The following is a 21970-nucleotide window of genomic DNA, read 5'->3' as shown; positions in this document are numbered from 1 at the left end:
ATCGGCGATGGCCAGCCTCTCCACCGACGACTCGATTCAGCTCACCTGTACCCACTGCCGCAGCCGTTTTCGCGTCCGATCGCGAGCCAGCCTCAAGCCCGGCACCAAGAGCGCCTGCGCTTCCTGCGGAACGAAATTTTTCGTGGTGGCCGGACCGTTCCCGCCCGCTGCGCCTCCCCAACGGATTACGGCTCCCAGCTCCGCCGACGTCGATGCGGAACCGGCCTCGGTGCCGTCCGGCGAGCAGATTCCGAGCCAAGGCCCGAAGACCTACCGCCTGAGCTTTTTCGGCGTCGGTGGATCGCTGTTCGGCATGCACCTGGTCAACCTCTGTCTGACCATCCTGACCCTGGGCCTCTATTCCTTCTGGGCCAAGGTCAAGGTTCGCTCGTACCTCTATAGTCAGACTCAGTGCGCCGGCGACCGGTTCGCCTACCATGGCGCGCCGCGAGAACTGCTCAATGGAGCCGGCAGGGCCACGCTCCTGTTCGGCCTTCCCTATCTCACTCTGTCCCTGGCGCCGCGATATTTTGAAATGGGCGCCGCGACCCTGGTCACCGGACAACTCCTCTCCACGATCCTCCTCATGCTGTTTCTGCCGGTGGCCGTGACAGGAGCCCGCCGCTATCGTCTCAGCCGCAGTTCCTGGCGAGGCATCCGCTTTTCGTTTCGCGGGAAAGCCATCGAGTTCATGACGCTCTTTCTCAAGGGCTCGCTGCTCACGACCATAACCTTGGGGGCCTACTATCCGCTCTTCGAGGTCAGGCGGCAGGCCTATCTCATCGACCATTCGTATCTCGGGTCTGAGCGGTTCTCGTTCGATGGGGACCGTTACGGCCTCGCCCGATCCTTCGTTGGGTCCGTGCTCCTGCTGCCGTTCACATTCGGCTGCTCCTGGTTCTGGTATATGGCGGCGCGCCAGCGCTACTTCTGGAACCATTCGACCTTGTGCGGCGGGCGGTTCGTCTGCACGGTGCAGGGCTGGCCGCTGTTGAAGCTCAAGCTGGGGAACTTCCTGCTGCTGATCGGCTCCCTTGGCCTGGCCTGGCCCTGGACGACGGTGCGGAACGCCCGTTTTCTCTTCAGCAACCTTCGTCTCAACGGCGCAATGGCGGTGGAGCGGATCGCGCAGGACGAACGGGCGGTCACCGCGACCGGCGAAGGGCTGTCGAGTTTTCTGGACACAGGGTTCGACCTGGGCTGATCCTTCCATGACAAAGAGCTGGCAAGCCGTCTACCTGGACGGGAAATCCGCCGTCCGGCACCAGGCGACCGTGCAGATCACGGCCGGACACATCCACATCGCCACCGAGTCCGGCGCGGTTCACTGCTGGCCTCACGGGCAGATCCGCCAGACACAGGGCTCCTACGATGGCGAGCACGTCCGGCTCGAATTCGGAGACCATCAGGTCGAAACCCTCGTGATCCGTGACCAGACCGTGCTGGAGGCGCTCCATGGCGTCGCCAGTTCCCGCGTCCGCCACCTTCACCGTCCTTCCATGCGATCGTCACGACTCCGGTGGACGGTCGTGGCGGCCCTGGTCGCAATTGGCGCGGCTGCCGGTCTGTATCGCTGGGGCCTTCCCCTGCTGGCCCAAACGCTGGCCCCGCACGTGCCTCTGTCCTGGGAAGAACAGCTCGGCCGCGCGGCCGTGGCAGCGTTGGCGCCGCCGGAGGCCCGCTGCACCGACCAACAGACCCTCGATGCCCTGAGCTTGATTACGGAACGGCTGACTGCCGTGCAGGCGCCCTTGCCCTACCGAATTCAGGTCTATCTGGCGGATCGGCCGATCGTGAATGCCTTCGCCGCTCCCGGCGGCTCGATCGTCCTGTTTCGCGGCTTGCTGGAGAAGACCGGCTCGGCGGATGAGCTGGCTGGAGTCTTGGCCCATGAGATCCGGCACATTGCCGGACGCCATGTCACGACGCTGCTGATCGAACAGATGGCGTCGAGCCTGCTGCTCGCGGCCCTATCCGGCGACATGGCGGGCGGCCTGGCCTATGGGCTCGAGGCGGCCGGCACGTTGGGGCTCTTGCGGTACAGCCGCGCGTTCGAAACCGACGCCGATTGGGAAGGCTTGCAGAGCCTGCGGAAGGCCGGCATCAACCCGGCCGGCATGATCCGCTTCTTTGAAACGCTTCAGAGGGAGCGTCCCGACGACGACCTGCTTGCTTACTTGTCGTCGCATCCCAGCACCGAGTCGCGGATTCAGAGACTGCAACAGGCGCTTCAGCCGGCGGACTCGGCCGCCGCGCCCCTTCTGCCGTCCGCAGGTTGGGACAGGATCAAGACGCGCTGTCGCGCCGCCGCGATCGCGCATCCACCTCGCTAGCGAGTCCCACCCTGACCTTTGGTATAATCCCTCGATCTCATCGGTCCGGATCAGCCATTGCGTCATGCGGATTCTGGTCATTGAAGACGAGGCAAAGGTGGGCTCCTTCATCAAGCGCGCGCTTGAGGAAGAGAGCTATGCCGTGGACCTTTGTACCGACGGGGCCCAAGGGCTCGACCTCGCCCTCAGCGGCAGCTACGACCTGGTGATCGTGGACCTGATGGTCCCCAGCCTGCCGGGTCTGGAGATCGTGAAGCGGCTGCGGAAGGAGAAAATCACCTCACCCGTTCTGATCCTCACGGCCCTGTCCCAGGTCGATCAAAAGGTCAAGGGATTGGATGCGGGCGCCGACGATTATCTCACCAAGCCCTTTGCGATCGACGAGCTGCTGGCGCGGGTCCGCGCCCTGTTGCGCCGCGGCCCCACGGACGCCGTCGGCATCTTGCAGGTGGACGACCTCATCCTGAACCCGGCGACCCGCGAAGTCACGCGAGGCGAGCAGCGGCTCGATCTCACCGCCAAGGAATATGCCCTGCTGGAATACCTCATGCGCAACGCCGGCCGCGTCCTGACGCGCCCGATGATCGCCGAACACGTGTGGAATCTGGACTTCGACACCTTCACCAACGTGATCGACGTCTACGTCAACTATCTGCGCAACAAGGTCGATAAAGGGCGGCCTCGCAAACTGATCCACACGGTCCGCGGGAGCGGGTACGTGTTGAAGGCGGAGTAATGCCTCTTCGCGTCAAACTGACGCTGTGGTACGGGTCCGTCCTGGCTCTGATCCTGATTCTGCTCGGCACGACCCTCTACGCCGTCCTCGCCCGCGAGCTGAAGGATCAGGTGGACCAGTCGCTCGAAGAAGCCGCCACCACCGCGATCCGATCGCTTGAACAACACGGGTTCGGCCCCTTCATCCAGTTCGACGACCTGTCTTCCCATTTCCCCGAACTGGCCGTGCTGGATAAATTCTTTCAGATCTTCAGCCCGACCGGCCGGATCACGATCCAATCCCCCAACGTCAAGAGCCACGACGTGCCCTTGAGCCAAACCGCGTTGGAAACCGCCTTCCGGGGCCATGCCACCTACGAATCGGCCCGTTTCCCCGGCGAGACGCTGCGCCTGATCTCCGTGCCGATCATGTACCAGGGCAACCTGCTGAACATCGTCCAGGTCGGCACCTCGTTGAAGCCGCTGGAAGAGGCGCTGCATCGATTGCTGGTCGTCCTGCTGGTGTCGCTTCCCGTGGCCCTGCTGGCCTCGCTCGCGGGAGGCTGGTTCCTGGCCGGCCGGGCGTTGCGCCCCGTGCATGCCATCACGGAAGCGGCGCAGAAAATTGCGGCCGGTGACTTGGCGCAGCGGTTGACGGTCGAATCCACCGGCGACGAAATCGGACGGCTGGCCGCGACCTTCAACGACATGATCGCGAGGCTGGACGCCTCGTTCCGGCAGGTCCGCCAGTTCAGCAGCGACGCCTCGCACGAACTCCGCACGCCGCTGACGGTCATGAAAGGCGAAACCGAACTCGTCCTCCGACGCGACCGCGACTGCGAGGATTACAAGAGCGTGCTTGAAAGCAACCTCGAAGAGATCGACCGGATGACGCGCATCGTGGACGAGCTGCTCTTTCTCTCGCGGGCGGACATGGGCGAAGTGAAAATGGCCTCCGCGCCCGTCCGCCTGGAAGAGCTGATCGAGGACATCCACGGACAGGCCTCGCTGTTGGGACAGGAGCAGGATGTGAAGGTGTCGCTGGGATCGCTCGACCCAGCCACGGTCCTGGGCGACGAGCTGCGCCTGCGGGAGTTGCTGCTCAACATCGTCGATAATGCCGTGAAGTACTCCAAGCCCGGCGGCCTGGTGGAGATTGCGCTCCGGACGGATCAAGGCATGGCTCGTCTCTCGGTCCGCGATCAAGGCATCGGCATCCGGCAAGAGGCGTTGGGCAGAATCTTCGACCGGTTTTACCGCACCGAGGAAGCCCGCACCCACACGAACAAGGGCACGGGGCTCGGCCTGGCCATCTGCGCCTGGATCGCCGAGATGCACCGTGGCCGCATCGAGGTCGAGAGCGCCCCCGGCGCCGGCTCGACCTTCACGATCGTGCTGCCGCTCGCCGGATCGAAAGCTTGACCCAAATCAGAAATTCTGGTCCAGCAAGATCGTCGCGATCCCTTTCAAGCCAGGTTAACTCGCATATGCACCCTCCTCTCGTTAAACCTGGCGAAAGTTGACGCCAACCCTCCGGTCTCTTAGAGTAAGACCCGCAACCACGGAGTCACGACCATGAGCGTTCAGACCGCCAAGCAGAAGATCCTTCAGGCTGTCGAGGGATTGCCGGACAATGCGACGCTCGACGACGCGATCGAACGGCTGTGCTTTCTCGCCAAAGTCGAAGAAGGGTTACGGCAATCGGAGGCAGGTGAAACTGTTCCACATGCCGACGCGGTTCGCCAGCTTCTCGGATGACCATCGTCTGGACCCGGCGGGCGGTTGCTGACGTTCAAGCCATCAAACAGTTTATTGCACGAGATTCGCCGCATGCCGCTCAACTGGTGGCCGAACGAATCGTGGCGGCGGTGGAGCGTTTGGCCGTGTTCCCTCAGTCAGGACGCATCGTTCCAGAAATGGCCGATCCGGTGATACGCGAAGTGATCCATGGTTCTACCGGATTGTGTATCGGCTCATCCGCGAAGAAGTCCACATTCTGACCGTACATCACGCAGCCCGCCTACTTCACCTGGAAATCTAGTCCCAAGCCCCGAGGGCAGCACCTCCACGTTCGACGAGATACCGACGGTATCCCCGGCGCCGGCTCGACCTTCACGATCGTGCTGCCGCTCGCCGGATCGAAAACTTAACCACTTTTAATCCCCGCTTAATTACGGTCTCATCCTCCGTTGCTAGCCTCTGAGCAGGTCGGGCCGGCGGACTCTGATGCAGAGATCCTCGCCGGCCGCATGGATCACAATCCTGCACAACGAAGGGAGGATGCACAATGAATCGATCGATGGGTTCGCGTGTCGTGGCCGGCGCCGCCGCCGTCGGCCTCGGCGTCATGCTGGTATGGGGCGGTATGTGGTTCGCAGACAGCCATGCCGCGCCTGCCGGCTTCCAGCAGGCACAAGCCCCGATGGAATCGACGGCGCCTGCCGCTGACAGCGGAGCGTCGCTTCCCGCGACCGGCTTCGCGCCGATCGCCAAATCGGTGACGCCCGCCGTGGTCAATATCACCGTCAGCAGCCGCGGAGAACGCATTTCCGGCAAGAAAGACCAACGGCAGGAATGGAAAGATCGCATGGAGGAGTTCGGGTGGCCCTTCGGCGGTCCGAACGGCCCCCGCATGCCCCGCAACCCCTTTGACCGTGGACCCCACGGTGATGGGATGGGCTCCGGGGTGATCGTCTCGCCGGACGGGTACATCCTCACCAATAACCATGTGGTGGAGGGGGCCCGCGAGTTGACGGTCACGTTGCCGGATAAGCGCGAGTTCAAGGCCACGGTGGTCGGGACCGATCCGAAGTCCGACCTCGCCGTCATCAAGATCGACGGGAAGAACCTGCCCACGGTCTCATGGGGCGACTCGTCCAAGCTCCAGGTCGGCGACTATGTGCTGGCGGTCGGCAACCCCTTCGGTCTGAACTCCACCGTCACGCTCGGCATCGTGAGCGCGGTCGGCCGGGGCAAGATGGGGATCACGCAGTACGAGGACTTCATTCAAACCGACGCAGCGATCAACCCGGGCAATTCGGGCGGGGCGCTCGTGAACACGAAGGGCGAGCTGGTCGGGGTCAACACGGCGATCTTCTCCCAGACCGGCGGCTACCAGGGGGTCGGGTTTGCGGTCTCGACCGCCATGGCGAAGCCGATCTACGAAAGCCTGGTCAAGACCGGCAAGGTGGTCCGCGGTTATCTTGGGGTGAGCATCCAAGACATCAATCAGGACCTCGCCAAGTCCTTTGGGTTAACGGACCAGAAGGGCGCGTTGGTGGGCGACGTCAAGGAGGACAGTCCGGCGGACAAGGCGGGATTGAAGCAGGGCGATGTGATCATCGGCTATCAGAACCAGCCGATCGAGGATTCCGCCGCGCTGCAACGGCTCGTCACCAGGGCTGCGGCCGGCGAGAAGGCGACGATCCGGGTCTGGCGCGACGGCCGTGAACGAACCCTCACGGTCACGATCGGGGAGCAGCCGGATGAGGTGAAAACCGCCAGGGCCGATTCGCCATCCGGCGAGTCCGGGTTGGCCGGCTTGGCGGTGCAGGAACTGGATCGAGACGCGATCCGCGAACTGGGCCTCAAGTCAGGCACCAAGGGGGTGGTCGTGGCGGACGTTGAGCCGGACAGCCCTGCGGACCGGGCTGGAATAGCCCGCGGCGACGTCATCCGGGAGATCAATCGGCAGCCGGTGCGGTCGGTCAAAGATTTTGAGCGGCTGGCCTCCGGGCTGAAGAAGGATGAGCCGGCGCTCTTCCTGATCAACCGCCGGGGCGCCTCGTTGTTTCTCAGCGTCAAGATCTAAGGTCGCGCGGCGGGCGGGCGGAAGTACCGCCTGCCGCGCCGCTCTGCGAGCTGGTCATTCAGCGTGGGGATCAAGCACCCGATACCGTCCTAATCCGAAACCTGTCGCCTTTCCAACGTGGGTCACCTCGCCCAGGCGTAGCAGCGGCAGAAATGGCCCGACGGGGCCCTCAAAGACGACGCGACCGACCAGTCCACCAAGCTGCATGGTCTCCTGCTGTCGTTGCGAGTAGCGGGTCCAGTCGTACCACGTCAGGGTAGATGAAGCGACCCGCACGGCATGCGCGAGGTCGATCCATTCACGAAACGCCATGCCCGATGGATCGCCGTCGCAATGAAAATAGGCCAGATGGGCGATCCGTCTAAGCAGAGCGCGGACCAGGATATGAAACTCGAGCGATGTCGCAAGTCGCTCCTCGTACTTCACCCGGAGCGGGGTGACGATTTCGACCGCGATTCGTCCGTCAGGCGGATGATCGGCGCCGCCGATCTGCGGGCGCGGTGGCAGGTAGGCTGCCTGCGTACAGGCCTCGGTCGCGGCGAGCGTTCGGTCCTCGGCGGAATAGATCCGGCAAGCGCGCCCGTCCAGCCAACCATCCGCGTGGAGGACCGATGCCGAAACGCGCCGGGAGCCGAATCCGACGCGGCCCATCCGTTCAACGGTAAAAATGAAGTGCGGGAGCCACCGCAGCGCCCGGCCGAACAACGTGAGGCCCAGCTCAAATGCCTCGCCGGGAGCCAGCGTGCGTCCGCCCGCCGGCGGTTGGAGCACAAACGGGTGCGGCGCCGCCGGATACTTGCGCATCACCCGCGTGCCTTCAGGCGGGGGCGTCTCGAACACGTACGGATACACACAGCGGTCCCTGAGCAGACAGGGGGCGCAGTCGTACGTCCGCGTCGCGCAGACGACCCGTTGGAGCGCATGACCGAAGGCGCCGCGGAACATGGAACCGGCGTAAGAAGGGAGCCACAGCGCCGCGTCGGCTGCAAGCGCGATCGTGAACCGGCCGAAGGTGACCGGCAAGGACGCGCGGGCTCCTTCACTATCCCGAAGCGGCTCGCTCACGGCAGCACCACCACTGTGCCCTCCGGGGTGCGGTCTCCGGACCCCAGCGACGTGATCGGCTCATCGGCCGGGAGGGGGTAGACTCGAACATCGTCGGCCGTCGCGTCGATCAGATCGCGGATGCGGGATAAGCCCTCCTGCAACTCCGGCCAGGTCAGCGAGCAGAGGAACACGGAATATTGCACCGGCACCCCGATGCTCTTGAGATACCGGTGCAGGCGGGTCAACCGGCCCTCGTCGGCAATGTCATAGCACACAAGGTAACGGCTCCGCATACGTCAACGTCCGCGAATAATGGCTTCGTATTGATCGAGCAGCCGGCGCATGAACGCCGCCAAGCGAGGGCGGCGGGTTTCAAAATAGGCGGCTAAGGCCGGGGACACGGTTCCATCTGAAAGACCGACCTCGACCCCTCCGCTCTCCAGCCACGCCTGGTCGGCGTCGGCCTGGAGGGCGACTACACAGTCTCGAACCAAGCCCAAGCCTTGCGCCCTGTGCTGCACGCCCAGATGAGGATCCCATCCGGCCTCCGAAATCCGCTCGAGGGCCAGCGTGTGGAGCGCGGCGTGAAAGAAGCCGCGCCGCCGCGGGGACGCGCCGCGCAGGCGGGCCTGCCGCGCGATCCAGGTGTCGTAGTCCAGCGGACGCAGGCCCTCCCGCCGCCACCGTGCCGCGGTCACGGGATCGAGCCGGGAGGCGAGGGTGAGCCGGCGCCCTCGTTCCCATGCCCGGAGCCACGCCGACAATCGCTCCCGCGTTCCGGGGTCCTCCAAGGCCGCCGCTTGCTCGGCGCGGCGCGCGAACAGCCCCGCCGCGCATCCGATCACCATCGCCACCGGTTCGCCGGCCCGATTCAGGAAGGCGACGGGCACGCCGCGCTCCGCAAAGGCCGTCAGACTTCCCGTATCGAGCGCCACGTTGCCCGCGATCAGGACCCGGCGAACCAGCCGGACCGGAACCCGCCGTCCAGCCGAGCCGCGCCGCTCGATCCACAGCGACGGGCCGTCACGGTTGACACGCAACCCCGGCACTTCGTTCAGATACAGCGTTCTCTCCATGGTCCACGACTCTTCGCGCCAGAGCCTCAACCGTCTCCCGCATATGCGACCGGTGCGGAGCGATCCACGCGTCATAGGCCGCGTAGTAGCGTCCTCTGGCCGCCTTCTTGAGGGCGCAGCCGGGCCGGCCGGCGTCCGACGTAAAATCGCGTTGCTCGAACTGCCGCGTTCTGAACAGTTCCCACACCCACCGATCCACCGTCGGGCGGAACGGTTCGAGGAGATCGCAGGCCAGCGACTCCCGGCCATACTCCAACTCGTGGTAAAAACCGATGAGCGGATCGAGGCCGATGACCTCGCACTCCCGTACCCACTCCCAGTGGGCCAGGGTATAGGTGAGCGAGAGCAACGCATTGACCGGATCACGCGGGGGACGGCGTTCGCGTCCCTCGAATCCGAGGCTCGGCGGAAAGAGCGCCGGAAGCGCGCCGAAGTACGCCGACGCCGCTCCACCCTCCAAGCCGCGCAAGCGGGCCAGGGTGTCGGCGCCGGCGACCTTGTCGCGCGCGTCGCCGACGATTTCGGCAGCCCGCAGCAGACTCGCTCGTGCTTCCGGCCGCGCATCCGCCGCCTCCCGCAGCAACGCGGTCTGCCCGGCGAGCTTGGCCGCGATCCATTCCATCGCCAGCTCAAGCGCAAGCGGCCCGCGGCTTTCCGCATATTGGCGGACGCGCAGGCGCGCGTGGTTGTGCAGACGGCCGACCAGCCGGCCTCGATAGGCCTGGGTCCGTCCGGACAGAAAGAGCACGGCGATGCCCTGCTCCGAGAGGCGGTGGAGCACGGCGGTTTCGACCTTGTGATTCCCCACCAACACCACCCGGTCCACCGGCGCCAGCGGCACCGTTCCGTTCCGCTCGCCGTTCACGTACACGGCGAGCGCCCCGCCATCCACCCTCAGCTCCGCGTCCCTGCGGTCTATGTAGACGGTTCCGCCCATCCTTCGAATCACCCGAAATAAAAGAACGCCGGGTCGGCCGGCGGCACCGCAATGCCCAACGTGTGCGGTCGGCTTCGGCCGTCCAATGTAACGACGTGCGCGCGATCCACGGTCGCGTCGATCAATCGCCGCAACGTCTCCGTGACCTCGGTCAATTCGGCCGGTGTGAGCCAGCACTCGTACACCGATTTCTGTCCCCCGGTGCTATAGGCTTTCAGCAGCTCGCGGACACGGTTCAGCCGTCCCGGATCACACACGTCATACGCGATGAGGTATAACCGCCGCATGCAGTCGCTCCTCGGAACGCCACAGCCTCCGTTCATCCTGCTCCACTTGCGACCTCCCTTCCGCGACGCCAGGGAAATTCCAGCGCGCGACGCCGGTCGACGAAATCGGGCACTTCCAACGCCACCAATGCCTGAAGTTTGTCCCGCAACGACTCAAGATCCTTCTTCGAGACGGGCTCAAGGCCGTGAGCCAAGAGCGACACGTTGCGCTTCTTGAGCAGTACCCCGATCCCCCGCCATTCGCCCTCGTCGAAGTGCCGGCCCACTGGATGGTCCAACGCCTTCAGAAGTTGGTAATCCAGGTCCAGCCCGATGAGGATCTTGCCCTCGGCCGAGCGGCGGGCTGCAAGCTGCGCCTGAAGCGGAGTCGGAGCCTTGGCTAGGTCCACGTCGGCGGTATCGATCCCGTATTGTCCGTGCAAGATCCACTGGGCCAGCATCTCCGTCAGTCGATACAACCGGGCCAGCGCGTCGTCACAACGGCCCTCGTCCAGGCGCCGGCCGGCATTGTTGTACAGGTCGGCCAGCCGGTCGGCCGAAAATCCATTCGCGGGAGTGAGCGCCACCAATCGCGTCAACACGGACTGCTCCGGCCGGAACGGGTCGAGATCCGGCACCGCCGACTCCCGTAACTTGCGCAACTCGCCGGAGGCGCGCCCATACTCGAAGCGATCCCACGCCCCGTAGCCAGTCCCGATCAACCGCAGGCCGGCGGCGAGCCGGCGCTCGTAGTCGCCCAACCAGACGGGTTTGACACTGTCGAGCAGCGTGAGCGCCGCATCGAAGCGCAAGGCGCGGCAATACTCGCCGGCCAGTCTCAGCCGCTCATCCGCCCAGATGCGCCGGGGCTCGATGGACACCACGCGTTCGGTGTCGCTCGCCACGACGCCGCCATGCCGTTCCCCGCTGATATAGCTCAGCGTCCCGCACCGATGCGCGACCGCTGCCAGGACCAAACCCGCCGTCATGGCCTTTGTGCCGCTGGTATAGTCCACTTCGATCATGTCGGGCTCGAATCCCTGTTGTCCCAGATCGCGGAGCAGCGCCAGACAGTCGCGATAGACGGCCTCGACATTGTCCGTGTCGCTGACCATTTCAATTCGGTACTGCGCGGGTGACAGTTCAAGCGCATGCGCCATCCGTTCCGCATGCGCGCGGCTCTGTTCGCTCACGACCCACACGGTGAATCCTGCGCCGCTTCGCCTCCAATGCCACACCAGCGGCCGGGTGATGTCCTGGTCCTGCCGCGTCCCGGTCCCCACGGACTGTACAAATGCTTTCGGCATGACTGACCTCCGTCTGACCGGCTCCTTTCTTACTGGAATGGCCCCACGCGAGCAAGCACGGAAACATTGCCGAAACACGCCGCCACGGCCAGGCGTCAATCGACGGAGAGGGCTATGGATTCAGGGGCGAGCCGCGGGAATCAGAGTCCTGCGAGACTCTGAAGCCGATGATGGAGGTCTTCCATATTCGCATGACGCGCCTCGCGCAAGAGGCCAGGGCGCCGGACCCTTCATACGTTCCGACTGTTTCGTGGTGCTAGCGCGATCTCGGCGGGCACGTCTGAAGGCCGAGCAAGGTGCAATCCCTTCTGCTTCAGGTCGAGATTCCCACTTGAACAGGCGGTTCAAGAGGCGGAGCGGCTGTCTGCGTCTTAATCCCTTCTTCTTCAGGTCGAGATTCCCACTTTGGACGCGCCTCGAACAGACAGTGGCAAGCAAGTGTCTTAATCCCTTCTTCTTCAGGTCGAGGTTCCCACAACAGAAAGGAGAGGGAGATGGACCAGCCAGTCATCAGTCTTAATCCCTTCTTCTTCAGGTCGAGGTTCCCACCGAGGAAGTACCAGCATAATTAAGCGCCACGCCCGTGGGGTCTTAATCCCTTCTTCTTCAGGTCGAGGTTCCCACTCTGTATCACAGAGACAAAAAGCGATGGGCAAAAGCAGTCTTAATCCCTTCTTCTTCAGGTCGAGGTTCCCACTGAGCGACCATAGCCACATCCAATGGTGCGATGCGACGTCTTAATCCCTTCTTCTTCAGGTCGAGGTTCCCACCGAACCGGAGGTCTCATTTGGGGTGCGCGGCAATGGGTCTTAATCCCTTCTTCTTCAGGTCGAGGTTCCCACAGGCCGGTCGAGGATGTAATGTGGGATGAGCATTGTCTTAATCCCTTCTTCTTCAGGTCGAGGTTCCCACGGAAGGCGATTGCGCGGGCGATTGCGGCGGCGAAGCAGGTCTTAATCCCTTCTTCTTCAGGTCGAGGTTCCCACGATCCAGGCCACAGCGTCTTTGAATGCGACGACTACGTCTTAATCCCTTCTTCTTCAGGTCGAGGTTCCCACAGAACTCGAAAACTACCTAATTGATATTGAGATCCGTGTCTTAATCCCTTCTTCTTCAGGTCGAGGTTCCCACTCGTGCAATATGCGATATATGGGCTAGATGGAGTCTTAATCCCTTCTTCTTCAGGTCGAGGTTCCCACGGATAACGCGTATTGTGCAGATTGCGGCGCGCACGGATGTCTTAATCCCTTCTTCTTCAGGTCGAGGTTCCCACCACGGAGGACGACCTTGAGGCTTTCGTCGTCCAGGCGTCTTAATCCCTTCTTCTTCAGGTCGAGGTTCCCACAGCTTACCAGTTAAGGGGGTACGAGACAGGGGGGTGGTCTTAATCCCTTCTTCTTCAGGTCGAGGTTCCCACACGCGACACGACTGAGAAAAAATCAACGGTGTGGTGTCTTAATCCCTTCTTCTTCAGGTCGAGGTTCCCACGGGACCATGAAGCCTCACATAAAGATACAGGGCATAGGTCTTAATCCCTTCTTCTTCAGGTCGAGGTTCCCACGACGGCTCTGTACGACATGTATACTACATCAATGTGATGTCTTAATCCCTTCTTCTTCAGGTCGAGGTTCCCACGGGGGACGGGTGGGAGAACTGCTACCCGGACGGGTATGTCTTAATCCCTTCTTCTTCAGGTCGAGGTTCCCACCAGACTAATGGCTGCAATCGATAGCCTGAAAGCGTCTTAATCCCTTCTTCTTCAGGTCGAGGTTCCCACGAGGAGACCATGCGATTCCACATCTGCACAGCATCGTCTTAATCCCTTCTTCTTCAGGTCGAGGTTCCCACGGAGATCGAATAGGAGAGGACCATCCAGCATAATTGTCTTAATCCCTTCTTCTTCAGGTCGAGGTTCCCACGGAGATCGAATAGGAGAGGACCATCCAGCATAATTGTCTTAATCCCTTCTTCTTCAGGTCGAGGTTCCCACGTACAACCGATCCAAACCAATCATTGCAGACGGTCTTAATCCCTTCTTCTTCAGGTCGAGGTTCCCACTATGTGGATCGTGACTCATCTCCGTACGCTGATCTATGTCTTAATCCCTTCTTCTTCAGGTCGAGGTTCCCACGCCGAAGGGCAGGGAGAAGTCAGTTTCGATAGCGAGTCTTAATCCCTTCTTCTTCAGGTCGAGGTTCCCACGCTCTTGCAGTGGCGAAACGAGAGGTCGCCTTTTTGTCTTAATCCCTTCTTCTTCAGGTCGAGGTTCCCACCGAAAAGCGAGCGATTATGAGGCATGTCAAGCTAGTGGTCTTAATCCCTTCTTCTTCAGGTCGAGGTTCCCACACGCGGGAGAGGAGGAGACCATGAAGCACATATATAGGTCTTAATCCCTTCTTCTTCAGGTCGAGGTTCCCACAACCAAGGAGGGAGGAATGGACGGGCACACAGCATGTCTTAATCCCTTCTTCTTCAGGTCGAGGTTCCCACTACGAATGCGAGGAAATAATGATGAGGGAGGATATCGGTCTTAATCCCTTCTTCTTCAGGTCGAGGTTCCCACCGACCTGCGCGGGAGCAACCTGAGCGGGAGCGACCTGCGTCTTAATCCCTTCTTCTTCAGGTCGAGGTTCCCACATCCCCTCATCGCGTATAAGCTCGTGACCGCTGATGGCGTCTTAATCCCTTCTTCTTCAGGTCGAGGTTCCCACTACCGTCAATTTTAGGATCATCAAGTATGCGGGCGGTCTTAATCCCTTCTTCTTCAGGTCGAGGTTCCCACATTGGGCAACACCTAAAAATGCTTGAGCGACTCATGGTCTTAATCCCTTCTTCTTCAGGTCGAGGTTCCCACTATTGAGGTCAGCACGAACGTGAATGCGCTCATTCGTCTTAATCCCTTCTTCTTCAGGTCGAGGTTCCCACTGAAGCCTCACATAAAGATAAATGGCATGGGGTGGTCTTAATCCCTTCTTCTTCAGGTCGAGGTTCCCACCAAGGCACTCCGCACTCATATGAGTCTCACCCAGGTCTTAATCCCTTCTTCTTCAGGTCGAGGTTCCCACTCTATATCGTCCGGTTGCGTAGCGGGAGACAGGTCTTAATCCCTTCTTCTTCAGGTCGAGGTTCCCACGGTCTGGGAGTGCCCGTATTGCGGGACGCCCTATCAGTCTTAATCCCTTCTTCTTCAGGTCGAGGTTCCCACCACCTACAAGCAAGAACATGCGTCCGAGGTCCACAGTCTTAATCCCTTCTTCTTCAGGTCGAGGTTCCCACTGCGCAAGAACAGCAAGCTGCTGCTATCAAGGCTGGTCTTAATCCCTTCTTCTTCAGGTCGAGGTTCCCACTCCTAGCTACGCTGTCCCATCTACCTACTGAAGTGCAGTCTTAATCCCTTCTTCTTCAGGTCGAGGTTCCCACGCTTTGACAGCGAGGACTTGCTGTAGACGCTGGGTGTCTTAATCCCTTCTTCTTCAGGTCGAGGTTCCCACCCATGAACGCGAAATTTATTGCGTGGCTCTCTGATGGTCTTAATCCCTTCTTCTTCAGGTCGAGGTTCCCACGGACCATGGCTCAAGTACCCATGCGGCAGCTCATAGTCTTAATCCCTTCTTCTTCAGGTCGAGGTTCCCACGCCGCTACAAAGTTTTGGTTTGGATTGGATTGGTCTTAATCCCTTCTTCTTCAGGTCGAGGTTCCCACGACGCGCCGTGGCAAAGCGATCAATGTCTATGCGTCTTAATCCCTTCTTCTTCAGGTCGAGGTTCCCACTGCCCCCACTAACAATTCCCTGCTGTTCCGCCATGTTGTGCGGACGGATGCGCAGGGTTTGTGAAGCGTTCTGAGGCACAAGTTTTTCCCACCCCCTTTCAGACTTGTTACCCGCCGTCCCTCCACAGGCGGACCCATTGCGGCAGGCTCCCTAAGAACCGAGGCCCGATGATCTGAAACCCGGCCTGCTGCGCCCGATCCTTCAACACCGGCGTCGGCTCCTGTGCGGCCAAGACCCATGTGTTCCCGAATAGGCCGCGGACGTCTTCTCCGAGACTCTTAACCTTGTACGCGAGGTCGTTGTCGTTCTCGTCGCCGGTGAAACGGAGGGTCTTACACTCGATAAACAACAGCCGGTTCCGGTCGCAGGCCAGCACGTCGAACTCGTTCCGCGCCGCCGTCGTGCCCTCCCACAGGCCCGTAACGCCGAGGCGCACGTCGTAGAGGCCGGCATCCTTCGCCACCGCAAACGCCTACTCTTCCAACCACCCGCCGCCCAGAAACCGGGCGGCCTCCACATCCGCGAAGCGAACGGTCACGGGGCCCTTCCGTGTCATGAGTCTGGCGCGCTCGAAGAGCGCGAGCGCCTTGGGCACCTCACCCCTGGGTTCCCGCGTGAGCCGCTGTTCCGGTTGAATCAATTCCTTGCCCGTTTCATCCAACGCGCGATGCGCCAAGGCGTTGACCAGCGCAATGAGCCCGCTCAATCCGGGGGCCCGATCTGCCAGAAACCGGGCCGCTTCTCGCCGGGCATCGATCCGCTCCAGTTTGAGGGCATGACGCGTGGCGTCGTCCGCGTACCGGAACCCCTGCACCGCAAGATAGCGCGGCACATCCAGCACGTCGCGCATGGGCACCGGCTGCGGGTCCGCCTGCCGGCGATCGGCGATAACTTCGATCCGACCGTGCGCCGTATCCGTGTAGATGATCTGCGCGGCCCGCTTCCGAAACACGTCCACAAATCCGAGCGTCATGAGCTTCGTGCCCCCGGTGGCGTTGAACACCAACTCGGCGTCGGGCCAGGCGGTCGCCAGATCCCGCGACAACGCGCTCGCAGAGGCGCGAATGGCTACAAGCCCCGCGTCGGGCGCCAGGTCCCGAATCTCCGCCGCGAGACCCTCTGTGTGGAGCAGCGCCTGCAACCGCCGCGCCTTGCCCTCCATCGCCCGCGAGGCGACCAGCACGACCACGTCCGGCCGGTCCATCAAGCAGGGAATGACGGTCGGAAGCGACTGGTCCGAGATGATGGCGACGTGGAGGCGCATGCGGGAGATCGGCCATCAGTCGAGACTTCTCGCTCACCGGCCGCTGAAGCGATCTGTCCCTCCATTGAGCGAAACCGATCAGTTTACGACGGAGGCGGGACCACTGCCAATCCCTCTGCCCCCGCCGCCCGATTGAGTTCTTCGTCGAATCCCAGGAAGTTGACCTCCGCCGCAGTCCGAGTCCGAATGTGCAGTGCCGCAGCCAGGTGAACCTCATCATAGGCTCGTAGTCGATGCGCTTCGGCTAACCGGCCGGCTTGCCGGATCACCTGCTCGCTCATCTCCAGCACGAGGTACCGGCTCCAATCCTGTTCGAAGTCCGCTACGATTCCTCGATACCGCCGCCGGACCACCCGGCCACCGTGAACCGCTCGCGCGAAGGCGGCCTTGGTTTCCACATACCCGATAGCGGCAATTCCCACCACCTGGCAGGCATCCACCCATTGGCGAACCCACGACGAGCCGGACTCCTCCACATAGAGCTTAACCAGCGCGCTGGTGTCGCAGTAGAGGATCATCGGCGATCCGCGATAACCAGATCCGACACCGAACGACCGGGCAACACGAGCGGCCGTTTCGCACCCTTAGGCTTGCCGCCGCTCCAGGTAGCCGCACCTTCACGCACGAGAGCGCCGACCTCGGCCGGGATTTCCCGGCGTTCAGCCGGCACCACTCTGGCGATCACTCGCCCTCGGTCCGCGACCTCCAGTTCCTCTCCCCCCCTGACCTTCTTTAAGTACCGGCTGAGGTGGTTTCGCAATTCCCGCACACCGACTCGTGCCATGGGTCCCCCTGTTGTGGCGTCATTGTGACCGTGATGTGGCGACGAGTCAATCGACGCCCTGCGCAGCCGGTCCCTTGCCGAGCAACTCCTCATAGATTGCCTTGGCTTGTTTCGCCGAGCCTGACACCTTGCTCGCCCACCAACCTTTCTCCTTCCAGCGGTGGACGATGTCGGCTAGGGCCTCCCGCCTAGTTGTCTCGTCGTCGATGGCTTTCACGGCTTCGGCCAACGTTTTTCCACGGAGCGCATCGTCTTCCTTAATCCCGGGCTTGCTGCACAACTCCCTGAGCTTGTCGTCCACCCAGCGGGAGCGGGGCGCAGGACTGACCTGTCGTTCCCCTGTTTGAGAAGCTGATTCGTCCGCCCGGATCATCGCCCCATAGCCGACCGCCGTTTTGGCCCCGAAGCCGAGCCAGGCAAAGGCATGTTCGAAGGCGCTCTGGAGCAGCGTTTTCCAGCGATCGTTCTCGGCGAGATCGGGAGCAAGCCGCTTCAGGCACGCGAGGTCGCACATGACGTGGAAGACGAACCGCGACTTCGGCGGCACGGTGAGGAAGCTGAGAGGCGTGGGCTGGCCGGAGTCGTGGGGCGATTGGAAGTGCGGAGGTTGAGGATTCTTCTTCTTGTCAATCTGGTAGTAGTGACTCTGGTGCGGCGTCATGATCTCCACCATGAGGCTGTCGGCTACGATCTGCGGAATCATGTCCCAGAAGGAGAGGGCGCCGCGGACGTGGGCGGTGTCGCCGTCTTTTGATTCCAGGCCAAAGAGGACATCGAGCATCGACAGCGAAACCGTCTGTTCGCCGATCTCGATCGCATATGGCTTCTCATCGCTCCATCCCCTTTTGTCGGCCCACATGCCGTTCGCCAGTTCACCCGCCGCCTGCCGCAGCACGCCCTTCACGCCGCTCCCGGGCAGATACGGCAAGCCATAGGGGTTCAAAAAGGCAAAGCCGTTCTCCAGGGGATGCTCGTTGCCGAGGCCGGTGGTGAAGGGGGAGATGGCTTGGGCGCTGACGCGGTGCACCGCATCATGAGCGATCCGGCTTGCGGCCGCTATCTGACGTGCAAGCAGTGCTTCCATCACCGGCATCCATGACTTGAGGCCAGGGTCCGCCTTTGGTTTCCTCGCCCGTGGCCGTTCCTCGTCGTACGGCGGGGTTTTGCATGCCGCAATCGTGCAGGCAAACTGGCCATTGGTCAGGTCCTCCCATTCAGGTCCGGATTTCCCAACCTTTTGCTGCTTCGTCTTTTTGTCGATCTTCGGTACACGGTCGTCCATTCGCCAATCGAGCTTTCGCGTTTCCCTGTTTTCGCCCCAAGCAGGGAAATAGAGCAGAAAGCGGTGTCCGGGCGGTGCAGCGAGATAGAACTCCGGATCGTTGTCCTGCATATACTTGGGCACAGCCGCGATCGGCATGTCAGTTGCCTCCCTTGCGGGCTGAGGCCATCTGCCGCAGCCACTTGAGCCAGGCGAAGGCCTCGGCGGTGATCATCTGGTAATCGCGCGGGGCGGCGTTCATCAGGTCTTGCATGAAGACCTCAAAACCGGGGTCTCGATCCACACCGTTGAAGCGTTTGTTGAGCCAGGCACGAAGCTGTTGTGCGACCACTTCGTAGGCGCCACTCTTTTCATGGCAGAAGGCCAACACCTGCATCAACCCGCCGTTCATGATGAGTGCCGGTAGTCCTTTGGCCAGGTTGACGTGATCCTTGTTGTAACGCTCCGCACATCGCCACGCGTCCTGCGCGCGCTGCTGCTCTAGCGTGAGCCGGGCCGGCTGTTTCGTTTCGGTTGCGGTGGCCATTTACCTTCCCTCCACGATGCTGGCGACGACCAACCCTCGGCCGGTGGTCGCATCGCCGCCGATCTGTAAGAGTTGACCGTTGATCACGTTTGTGACTTTGGCCAGCACCTCGCCGGCTGGTACGTCGCCATCCTTGCTCTTGCCGGTTCGCGTTTCACTCGCCAAGAGCGGCGCGATCAGGAGCGACTCGGGCGGCAGGTTTTCGGTGTAAAACAGCCCGCCATCGGCCGCCGTGCCGGTGTTGTCCTCAATGCGCACATGGGGCTCGACGAGCGTGGCATGCTGGACAAAATAGGCAAAGTCGGTGTCGGACAGCACGACGAGGTCGGTCTTGAGTTTCTCGCGGAAGAAGCCATAGCCGTTGCCGTCTGGGATAGCCTTCTGCGGAAGATCTTCTGCGATCGTTTTCAGATGAGCGCTCTGCTTGTCCTTCGCGGTGTACTCGAACGCTTCCAGGTGCAAGACGTCAGTCGGCCGGCTATTGATCTGCCGCTGAGAGAGCAGCGCAGGATTAGCCACAAGACACTCACCCTCCCTGACCGGGGGCAGGGCCGGCCAATTGACGGAGACACCAACGGACTGCAGCAACCGCTGGGCGCGGGCCAGGGCTTGCGGGCAGGTGGCGTAAACATAGCCGCCCTTGAGGCTGCGCACGGGAAAGACCACGAGTTGCGCATCCCCGAAGCTCACGGCCCCGGCGTAGAGCTCAGCGGCCCTGTCCTCCGGGCCAAACAGCAGCGTGATGAGTTCCTTCAGGGGACGATCCTGGACCTTCCCATTGGCCAAGACCTCGAACCCATGTCGTACGGCCCCCTTGATGCCGCTCCCGGCAAAGCAGGGGTGCCCCGTATGGCGCTCGCGCTGGATGGGGTTGTCAATCACGCCGATGGCTTGCCCGGCCCCCATGTGGACGGGGCTTACGGCGTAGAGAAAGAGGATGGCTCGTTTTTCGAACATTGTCAGCTCTCCTTGACTTGACCAGGTTCTTGACCTACTATCGGGCCATGCCCACTACCCTCAATGTGCATGAGGCGAAGGCCCATCTCTCCGAACTGCTCGATCGTGTTGAGGCCGGAGAAACTGTCGTTATCTGTCGCCGTAACAAACCGGTGGCCGAGCTGAAACCAGTCCCGGCGTCGAATCTCACGGAACCGCGCCCGATCGGCTTAGCGAAAGGGGTCGGCCACGTGCTGCCCTCGTTCTTCGAGCCGCTTGACGAGGGGTTGCTCACGCTGTTTGAGGGCCGTGGGGCCTCGTGAAGCTGCTCCTTGATAGCTGTACCTTCTTGTGGTTGATCTGGGATGAGCCGGAACTGTCGCACGAGGCCCGGGTGCGTATTGCCGATCCGCTCAACGATGTGTACTTGAGTTCGATCTCCCTCTGGGAAATCCTGCTCAAACACCAGGCGGGTCGGCTGGCCCTGTCCAAACCGGTTGATCCCGAGCGGTATTATATCGAACAACGGGAAGCCCATCGCATCGCCCCCCTGCCACTGAGCGAGGAGGCTGTTGCCCAAATGGTCAAGCTGCCGCCTCTGCACCGAGACCCCTTCGACCGCATGCTGATCTGCCAAGCGATCGCACACGGTCTCGTCGTGTGCACACCGGACCGTGCGATCCAGCAGTATCCGGTGCGCACGCTGTGGTAACCGCCTCATGGCCACAGACCCCAGGCAAACCGGTTGAAGCCTTCGGCGCGCCGCGCGGCATTTTCGCACGGCTCACTCCACAGCCCCATGTCCACCAGTTGGCGCAGCGCTTCCGGCGTGGTGTCCAGCTCGTCCAGCCAATAGACGCTGCCGGTGGGCGCGGCGCGTTGAGCCGCCTTCGGCTTCCACTTCGCCAGATCCCACCCCGACACGACTTCCGCGCGAGGCACCGCCGCACAGACGACGCGGCCCCGAACACCATGCAGGTCGAACACGACGGCCTCCTCCTGTTGCTGGGTGCCCGTCGGCAGCCAGCCGCCGGAGAAAATCCCCGGGCTCGTGAGGATGAGTCGGCAACGGCCGGCTTGCACAATCTCGCTGAAGAGATCAGGTTTGGAGTCGATCGCGTGAACGTGTGTAGCCCGGGCCGCTCGCCCGTCGCCCCCGAACCGCAATGTCATCTCGTGCGGAATGGCCGCCCCTTCGATCTCGGCCAGAAAGCCGACGTCGTAGTTGCGCGCGTGGCCATGATGCCGGTTCCACATCGCGACGGCCTGCACGGTGAAGAGCTTGCCCTCGGCCGCGCTGCGCTTCGCCGGATCGAGCCCGACGCCCACGCGGGCATCGAGCTTCCACAGATCGCCGCTTTCAACGAGATGCGTTTGAGGATCAACGTCACGGCCCGCGAGATAGGTCAGCCAGCCTTCGTGTATCAGCCAATAGCCGCTCTTCGGCTTGGTGCGTTCCCGTTCCGGTAGCACGGCGTGAAGCTCGGTCGCCGCCGAGGAATGCATGCCGCTCGGCAAGGCCCTGGGTTCCATACATGCACATTCGAGATTGTCGTCATCCTTGCGCCGGATGACGAGATCAGCCGGAGGAGCATACAGCGGTTGGACTCGCCCATCAGCGCACCGGCGGGCGAGGCGGAAATCCATGAGATGGAACGGACCCGGTTGCTGAGGTGTCCCCAACTCCGGGTCAGCCACTCGCCCCTTGGCAAATTCCTGAAGGTCCACACCCTTATGGGCAAGCAGCGCTGACCGGATCGCGCCCGCCGCGACCGACGGCCAGGGCGGCACCAGCGACTCACCGTAGCTACCCGGATCGCCAAAGAGCTTGTTGCCCCGCAAGACCAGGACATCCAGCGGTTCGATGAAGAGGGCCTGTCGGTTCGCGGTGATTCCCATGGTCTCGGTCCACCCT

At 62.1% G+C, this 21970-nt stretch carries 23 protein-coding genes and 1 CRISPR repeat array; of the genes, 9 read left to right on the top strand and 14 right to left on the bottom strand.

Annotated features, from left to right (window positions below; translation table 11 throughout):
* Window positions 1-7 precede the first annotated feature (7 nt).
* From QWI75_RS02305 to QWI75_RS02275, 7 genes are all read left to right on the top strand, one after another.
* Complete coding sequence (locus tag QWI75_RS02305) at window positions 8-1204, top strand: YjgN family protein (RefSeq protein ID WP_289267069.1); 1197 nt, start codon at window positions 8-10, stop codon at window positions 1202-1204.
* A gap of 7 nt (window positions 1205-1211) precedes the next feature.
* Window positions 1212-2333, top strand: a complete 1122-nt coding sequence (locus tag QWI75_RS02300; RefSeq protein WP_289267068.1) for a M48 family metallopeptidase — start codon at window positions 1212-1214, stop codon at window positions 2331-2333.
* Between the two features lie 64 nt (window positions 2334-2397).
* Window positions 2398-3069, top strand: a complete 672-nt coding sequence (locus QWI75_RS02295) for a response regulator (protein ID WP_289267067.1) — start codon at window positions 2398-2400, stop codon at window positions 3067-3069.
* Complete coding sequence (locus QWI75_RS02290) at window positions 3069-4469, top strand: sensor histidine kinase (protein WP_289267066.1); 1401 nt, start codon at window positions 3069-3071, stop codon at window positions 4467-4469. The genes QWI75_RS02295 and QWI75_RS02290 overlap by 1 nt, the downstream gene beginning before the upstream one ends.
* 153 nt (window positions 4470-4622) lie before the next feature.
* A complete protein-coding gene (locus QWI75_RS02285; RefSeq protein WP_289267065.1) occupies window positions 4623-4805 on the top strand; it encodes a hypothetical protein in 183 nt (60 codons plus the stop codon).
* Complete coding sequence (locus tag QWI75_RS02280; RefSeq protein WP_289267064.1) at window positions 4802-5047, top strand: type II toxin-antitoxin system RelE/ParE family toxin; 246 nt, start codon at window positions 4802-4804, stop codon at window positions 5045-5047. Before QWI75_RS02285 ends, QWI75_RS02280 begins: the two co-directional genes overlap by 4 nt.
* Window positions 5048-5334: 287 nt before the next feature.
* Window positions 5335-6858 (top strand): DegQ family serine endoprotease, encoded by a 1524-nt coding sequence (locus QWI75_RS02275; protein WP_289267063.1) that lies wholly within the window; start codon window positions 5335-5337, stop codon window positions 6856-6858.
* A 54-nt stretch (window positions 6859-6912) separates the two neighbouring features.
* Here the strand turns inward: QWI75_RS02275 and cas6 are convergent, their stop codons facing one another.
* The 13 genes from cas6 to cmr4 form a co-directional block, all read right to left on the bottom strand.
* Window positions 6913-7923: a CRISPR system precrRNA processing endoribonuclease RAMP protein Cas6 gene (gene cas6 / locus QWI75_RS02270; protein WP_289267062.1), complete on the bottom strand. Its 1011-nt coding sequence runs from the start codon at window positions 7921-7923 to the stop codon at window positions 6913-6915.
* The gene (gene cas2, locus QWI75_RS02265; RefSeq protein ID WP_289267061.1) at window positions 7920-8198 is read right to left on the bottom strand and encodes a CRISPR-associated endonuclease Cas2; all 279 of its coding nucleotides are present in this window, start codon (window positions 8196-8198) and stop codon (window positions 7920-7922) included. Before cas2 (QWI75_RS02265) ends, cas6 begins: the two co-directional genes overlap by 4 nt.
* A gap of 3 nt (window positions 8199-8201) precedes the next feature.
* Window positions 8202-8981, bottom strand: coding sequence for a CRISPR-associated endonuclease Cas1 (locus QWI75_RS02260; RefSeq protein ID WP_289267060.1), 780 nt, complete (start codon window positions 8979-8981; stop codon window positions 8202-8204).
* Window positions 8929-9918: a CRISPR-associated endonuclease Cas1 gene (cas1, locus tag QWI75_RS02255; RefSeq protein ID WP_289267059.1), complete on the bottom strand. Its 990-nt coding sequence runs from the start codon at window positions 9916-9918 to the stop codon at window positions 8929-8931. Before cas1 ends, QWI75_RS02260 begins: the two co-directional genes overlap by 53 nt.
* Before the next feature lie 8 nt (window positions 9919-9926).
* Complete coding sequence (gene cas2, locus QWI75_RS02250; protein ID WP_289267058.1) at window positions 9927-10205, bottom strand: CRISPR-associated endonuclease Cas2; 279 nt, start codon at window positions 10203-10205, stop codon at window positions 9927-9929.
* 32 nt (window positions 10206-10237) lie between these two features.
* A complete protein-coding gene (locus QWI75_RS02245) occupies window positions 10238-11491 on the bottom strand; it encodes a TIGR02710 family CRISPR-associated CARF protein (protein WP_289267057.1) in 1254 nt (417 codons plus the stop codon).
* A 295-nt stretch (window positions 11492-11786) separates the two neighbouring features.
* Window positions 11787-15262: a CRISPR direct-repeat array (repeat unit 36 nt; unit sequence GTCTTAATCCCTTCTTCTTCAGGTCGAGGTTCCCAC).
* Between the two features lie 107 nt (window positions 15263-15369).
* Complete coding sequence (locus QWI75_RS23040) at window positions 15370-15726, bottom strand: Card1-like endonuclease domain-containing protein (RefSeq protein ID WP_441946975.1); 357 nt, start codon at window positions 15724-15726, stop codon at window positions 15370-15372.
* A 9-nt stretch (window positions 15727-15735) separates the two neighbouring features.
* On the bottom strand, window positions 15736-16527 hold the full coding sequence (locus QWI75_RS02240) for a hypothetical protein (protein WP_441946974.1): 792 nt from the start codon (window positions 16525-16527) through the stop codon (window positions 15736-15738).
* Between the two features lie 83 nt (window positions 16528-16610).
* Entirely contained in the window at window positions 16611-17045 is a 435-nt protein-coding gene (locus QWI75_RS02235; protein WP_289267056.1) for a type II toxin-antitoxin system VapC family toxin, read from the bottom strand.
* A complete protein-coding gene (locus tag QWI75_RS02230) occupies window positions 17042-17311 on the bottom strand; it encodes a type II toxin-antitoxin system Phd/YefM family antitoxin (RefSeq protein WP_289267055.1) in 270 nt (89 codons plus the stop codon). Before QWI75_RS02230 ends, QWI75_RS02235 begins: the two co-directional genes overlap by 4 nt.
* A 46-nt stretch (window positions 17312-17357) precedes the next feature.
* The gene (gene cmr6, locus QWI75_RS02225; protein WP_289267054.1) at window positions 17358-18731 is read right to left on the bottom strand and encodes a type III-B CRISPR module RAMP protein Cmr6; all 1374 of its coding nucleotides are present in this window, start codon (window positions 18729-18731) and stop codon (window positions 17358-17360) included.
* Window position 18732: 1 nt separating this feature from the next.
* Window positions 18733-19119, bottom strand: coding sequence for a type III-B CRISPR module-associated protein Cmr5 (gene cmr5 / locus QWI75_RS02220; protein WP_289267053.1), 387 nt, complete (start codon window positions 19117-19119; stop codon window positions 18733-18735).
* A complete protein-coding gene (gene cmr4, locus QWI75_RS02215; protein WP_289267052.1) occupies window positions 19120-20076 on the bottom strand; it encodes a type III-B CRISPR module RAMP protein Cmr4 in 957 nt (318 codons plus the stop codon).
* Between the two features lie 17 nt (window positions 20077-20093).
* Here cmr4 and QWI75_RS02210 point away from each other — a divergent pair, with 17 nt between their 5' ends.
* Window positions 20094-20378, top strand: a complete 285-nt coding sequence (locus tag QWI75_RS02210) for a type II toxin-antitoxin system Phd/YefM family antitoxin (RefSeq protein ID WP_289267051.1) — start codon at window positions 20094-20096, stop codon at window positions 20376-20378.
* A complete protein-coding gene (locus QWI75_RS02205) occupies window positions 20375-20767 on the top strand; it encodes a type II toxin-antitoxin system VapC family toxin (RefSeq protein ID WP_289267050.1) in 393 nt (130 codons plus the stop codon). Before QWI75_RS02210 ends, QWI75_RS02205 begins: the two co-directional genes overlap by 4 nt.
* Window positions 20768-20772: 5 nt before the next feature.
* On the opposite strand, the gene QWI75_RS02200 is transcribed toward QWI75_RS02205, so the two are convergent.
* Window positions 20773-21954 (bottom strand): type III-B CRISPR module-associated protein Cmr3, encoded by a 1182-nt coding sequence (locus QWI75_RS02200; RefSeq protein WP_289267049.1) that lies wholly within the window; start codon window positions 21952-21954, stop codon window positions 20773-20775.
* Window positions 21955-21970: the final 16 nt, after the last annotated feature.

Source organism: Nitrospira tepida (assembly GCF_947241125.1).
Taxonomy (GTDB): Bacteria; Nitrospirota; Nitrospiria; order Nitrospirales; family Nitrospiraceae; genus Nitrospira_G; species Nitrospira_G tepida.
This window is presented reverse-complemented; position numbering and strand designations above follow the sequence as displayed.

Coding starts and splice junctions, on each gene's coding strand:
- QWI75_RS02305 (WP_289267069.1), top strand. CDS start 8: ATGGCCAGCCTCTCCACCGACGACTCGATTCAGCTCACCTGTACCCAC.
- QWI75_RS02300 (WP_289267068.1), top strand. CDS start 1,212: ATGACAAAGAGCTGGCAAGCCGTCTACCTGGACGGGAAATCCGCCGTC.
- QWI75_RS02295 (WP_289267067.1), top strand. CDS start 2,398: ATGCGGATTCTGGTCATTGAAGACGAGGCAAAGGTGGGCTCCTTCATC.
- QWI75_RS02290 (WP_289267066.1), top strand. CDS start 3,069: ATGCCTCTTCGCGTCAAACTGACGCTGTGGTACGGGTCCGTCCTGGCT.
- QWI75_RS02285 (WP_289267065.1), top strand. CDS start 4,623: ATGAGCGTTCAGACCGCCAAGCAGAAGATCCTTCAGGCTGTCGAGGGA.
- QWI75_RS02280 (WP_289267064.1), top strand. CDS start 4,802: ATGACCATCGTCTGGACCCGGCGGGCGGTTGCTGACGTTCAAGCCATC.
- QWI75_RS02275 (WP_289267063.1), top strand. CDS start 5,335: ATGAATCGATCGATGGGTTCGCGTGTCGTGGCCGGCGCCGCCGCCGTC.
- cas2 (WP_289267061.1), bottom strand. CDS start 8,198: ATGCGGAGCCGTTACCTTGTGTGCTATGACATTGCCGACGAGGGCCGG.
- QWI75_RS02260 (WP_289267060.1), bottom strand. CDS start 8,981: ATGGAGAGAACGCTGTATCTGAACGAAGTGCCGGGGTTGCGTGTCAAC.
- cas1 (WP_289267059.1), bottom strand. CDS start 9,918: ATGGGCGGAACCGTCTACATAGACCGCAGGGACGCGGAGCTGAGGGTG.
- cas2 (WP_289267058.1), bottom strand. CDS start 10,205: ATGCGGCGGTTATACCTCATCGCGTATGACGTGTGTGATCCGGGACGG.
- QWI75_RS02245 (WP_289267057.1), bottom strand. CDS start 11,491: ATGCCGAAAGCATTTGTACAGTCCGTGGGGACCGGGACGCGGCAGGAC.
- QWI75_RS02240 (WP_441946974.1), bottom strand. CDS start 16,527: ATGCGCCTCCACGTCGCCATCATCTCGGACCAGTCGCTTCCGACCGTC.
- QWI75_RS02235 (WP_289267056.1), bottom strand. CDS start 17,045: ATGATCCTCTACTGCGACACCAGCGCGCTGGTTAAGCTCTATGTGGAG.
- QWI75_RS02230 (WP_289267055.1), bottom strand. CDS start 17,311: ATGGCACGAGTCGGTGTGCGGGAATTGCGAAACCACCTCAGCCGGTAC.
- cmr6 (WP_289267054.1), bottom strand. CDS start 18,731: ATGCCGATCGCGGCTGTGCCCAAGTATATGCAGGACAACGATCCGGAG.
- cmr5 (WP_289267053.1), bottom strand. CDS start 19,119: ATGGCCACCGCAACCGAAACGAAACAGCCGGCCCGGCTCACGCTAGAG.
- cmr4 (WP_289267052.1), bottom strand. CDS start 20,076: ATGTTCGAAAAACGAGCCATCCTCTTTCTCTACGCCGTAAGCCCCGTC.
- QWI75_RS02200 (WP_289267049.1), bottom strand. CDS start 21,954: ATGGGAATCACCGCGAACCGACAGGCCCTCTTCATCGAACCGCTGGAT.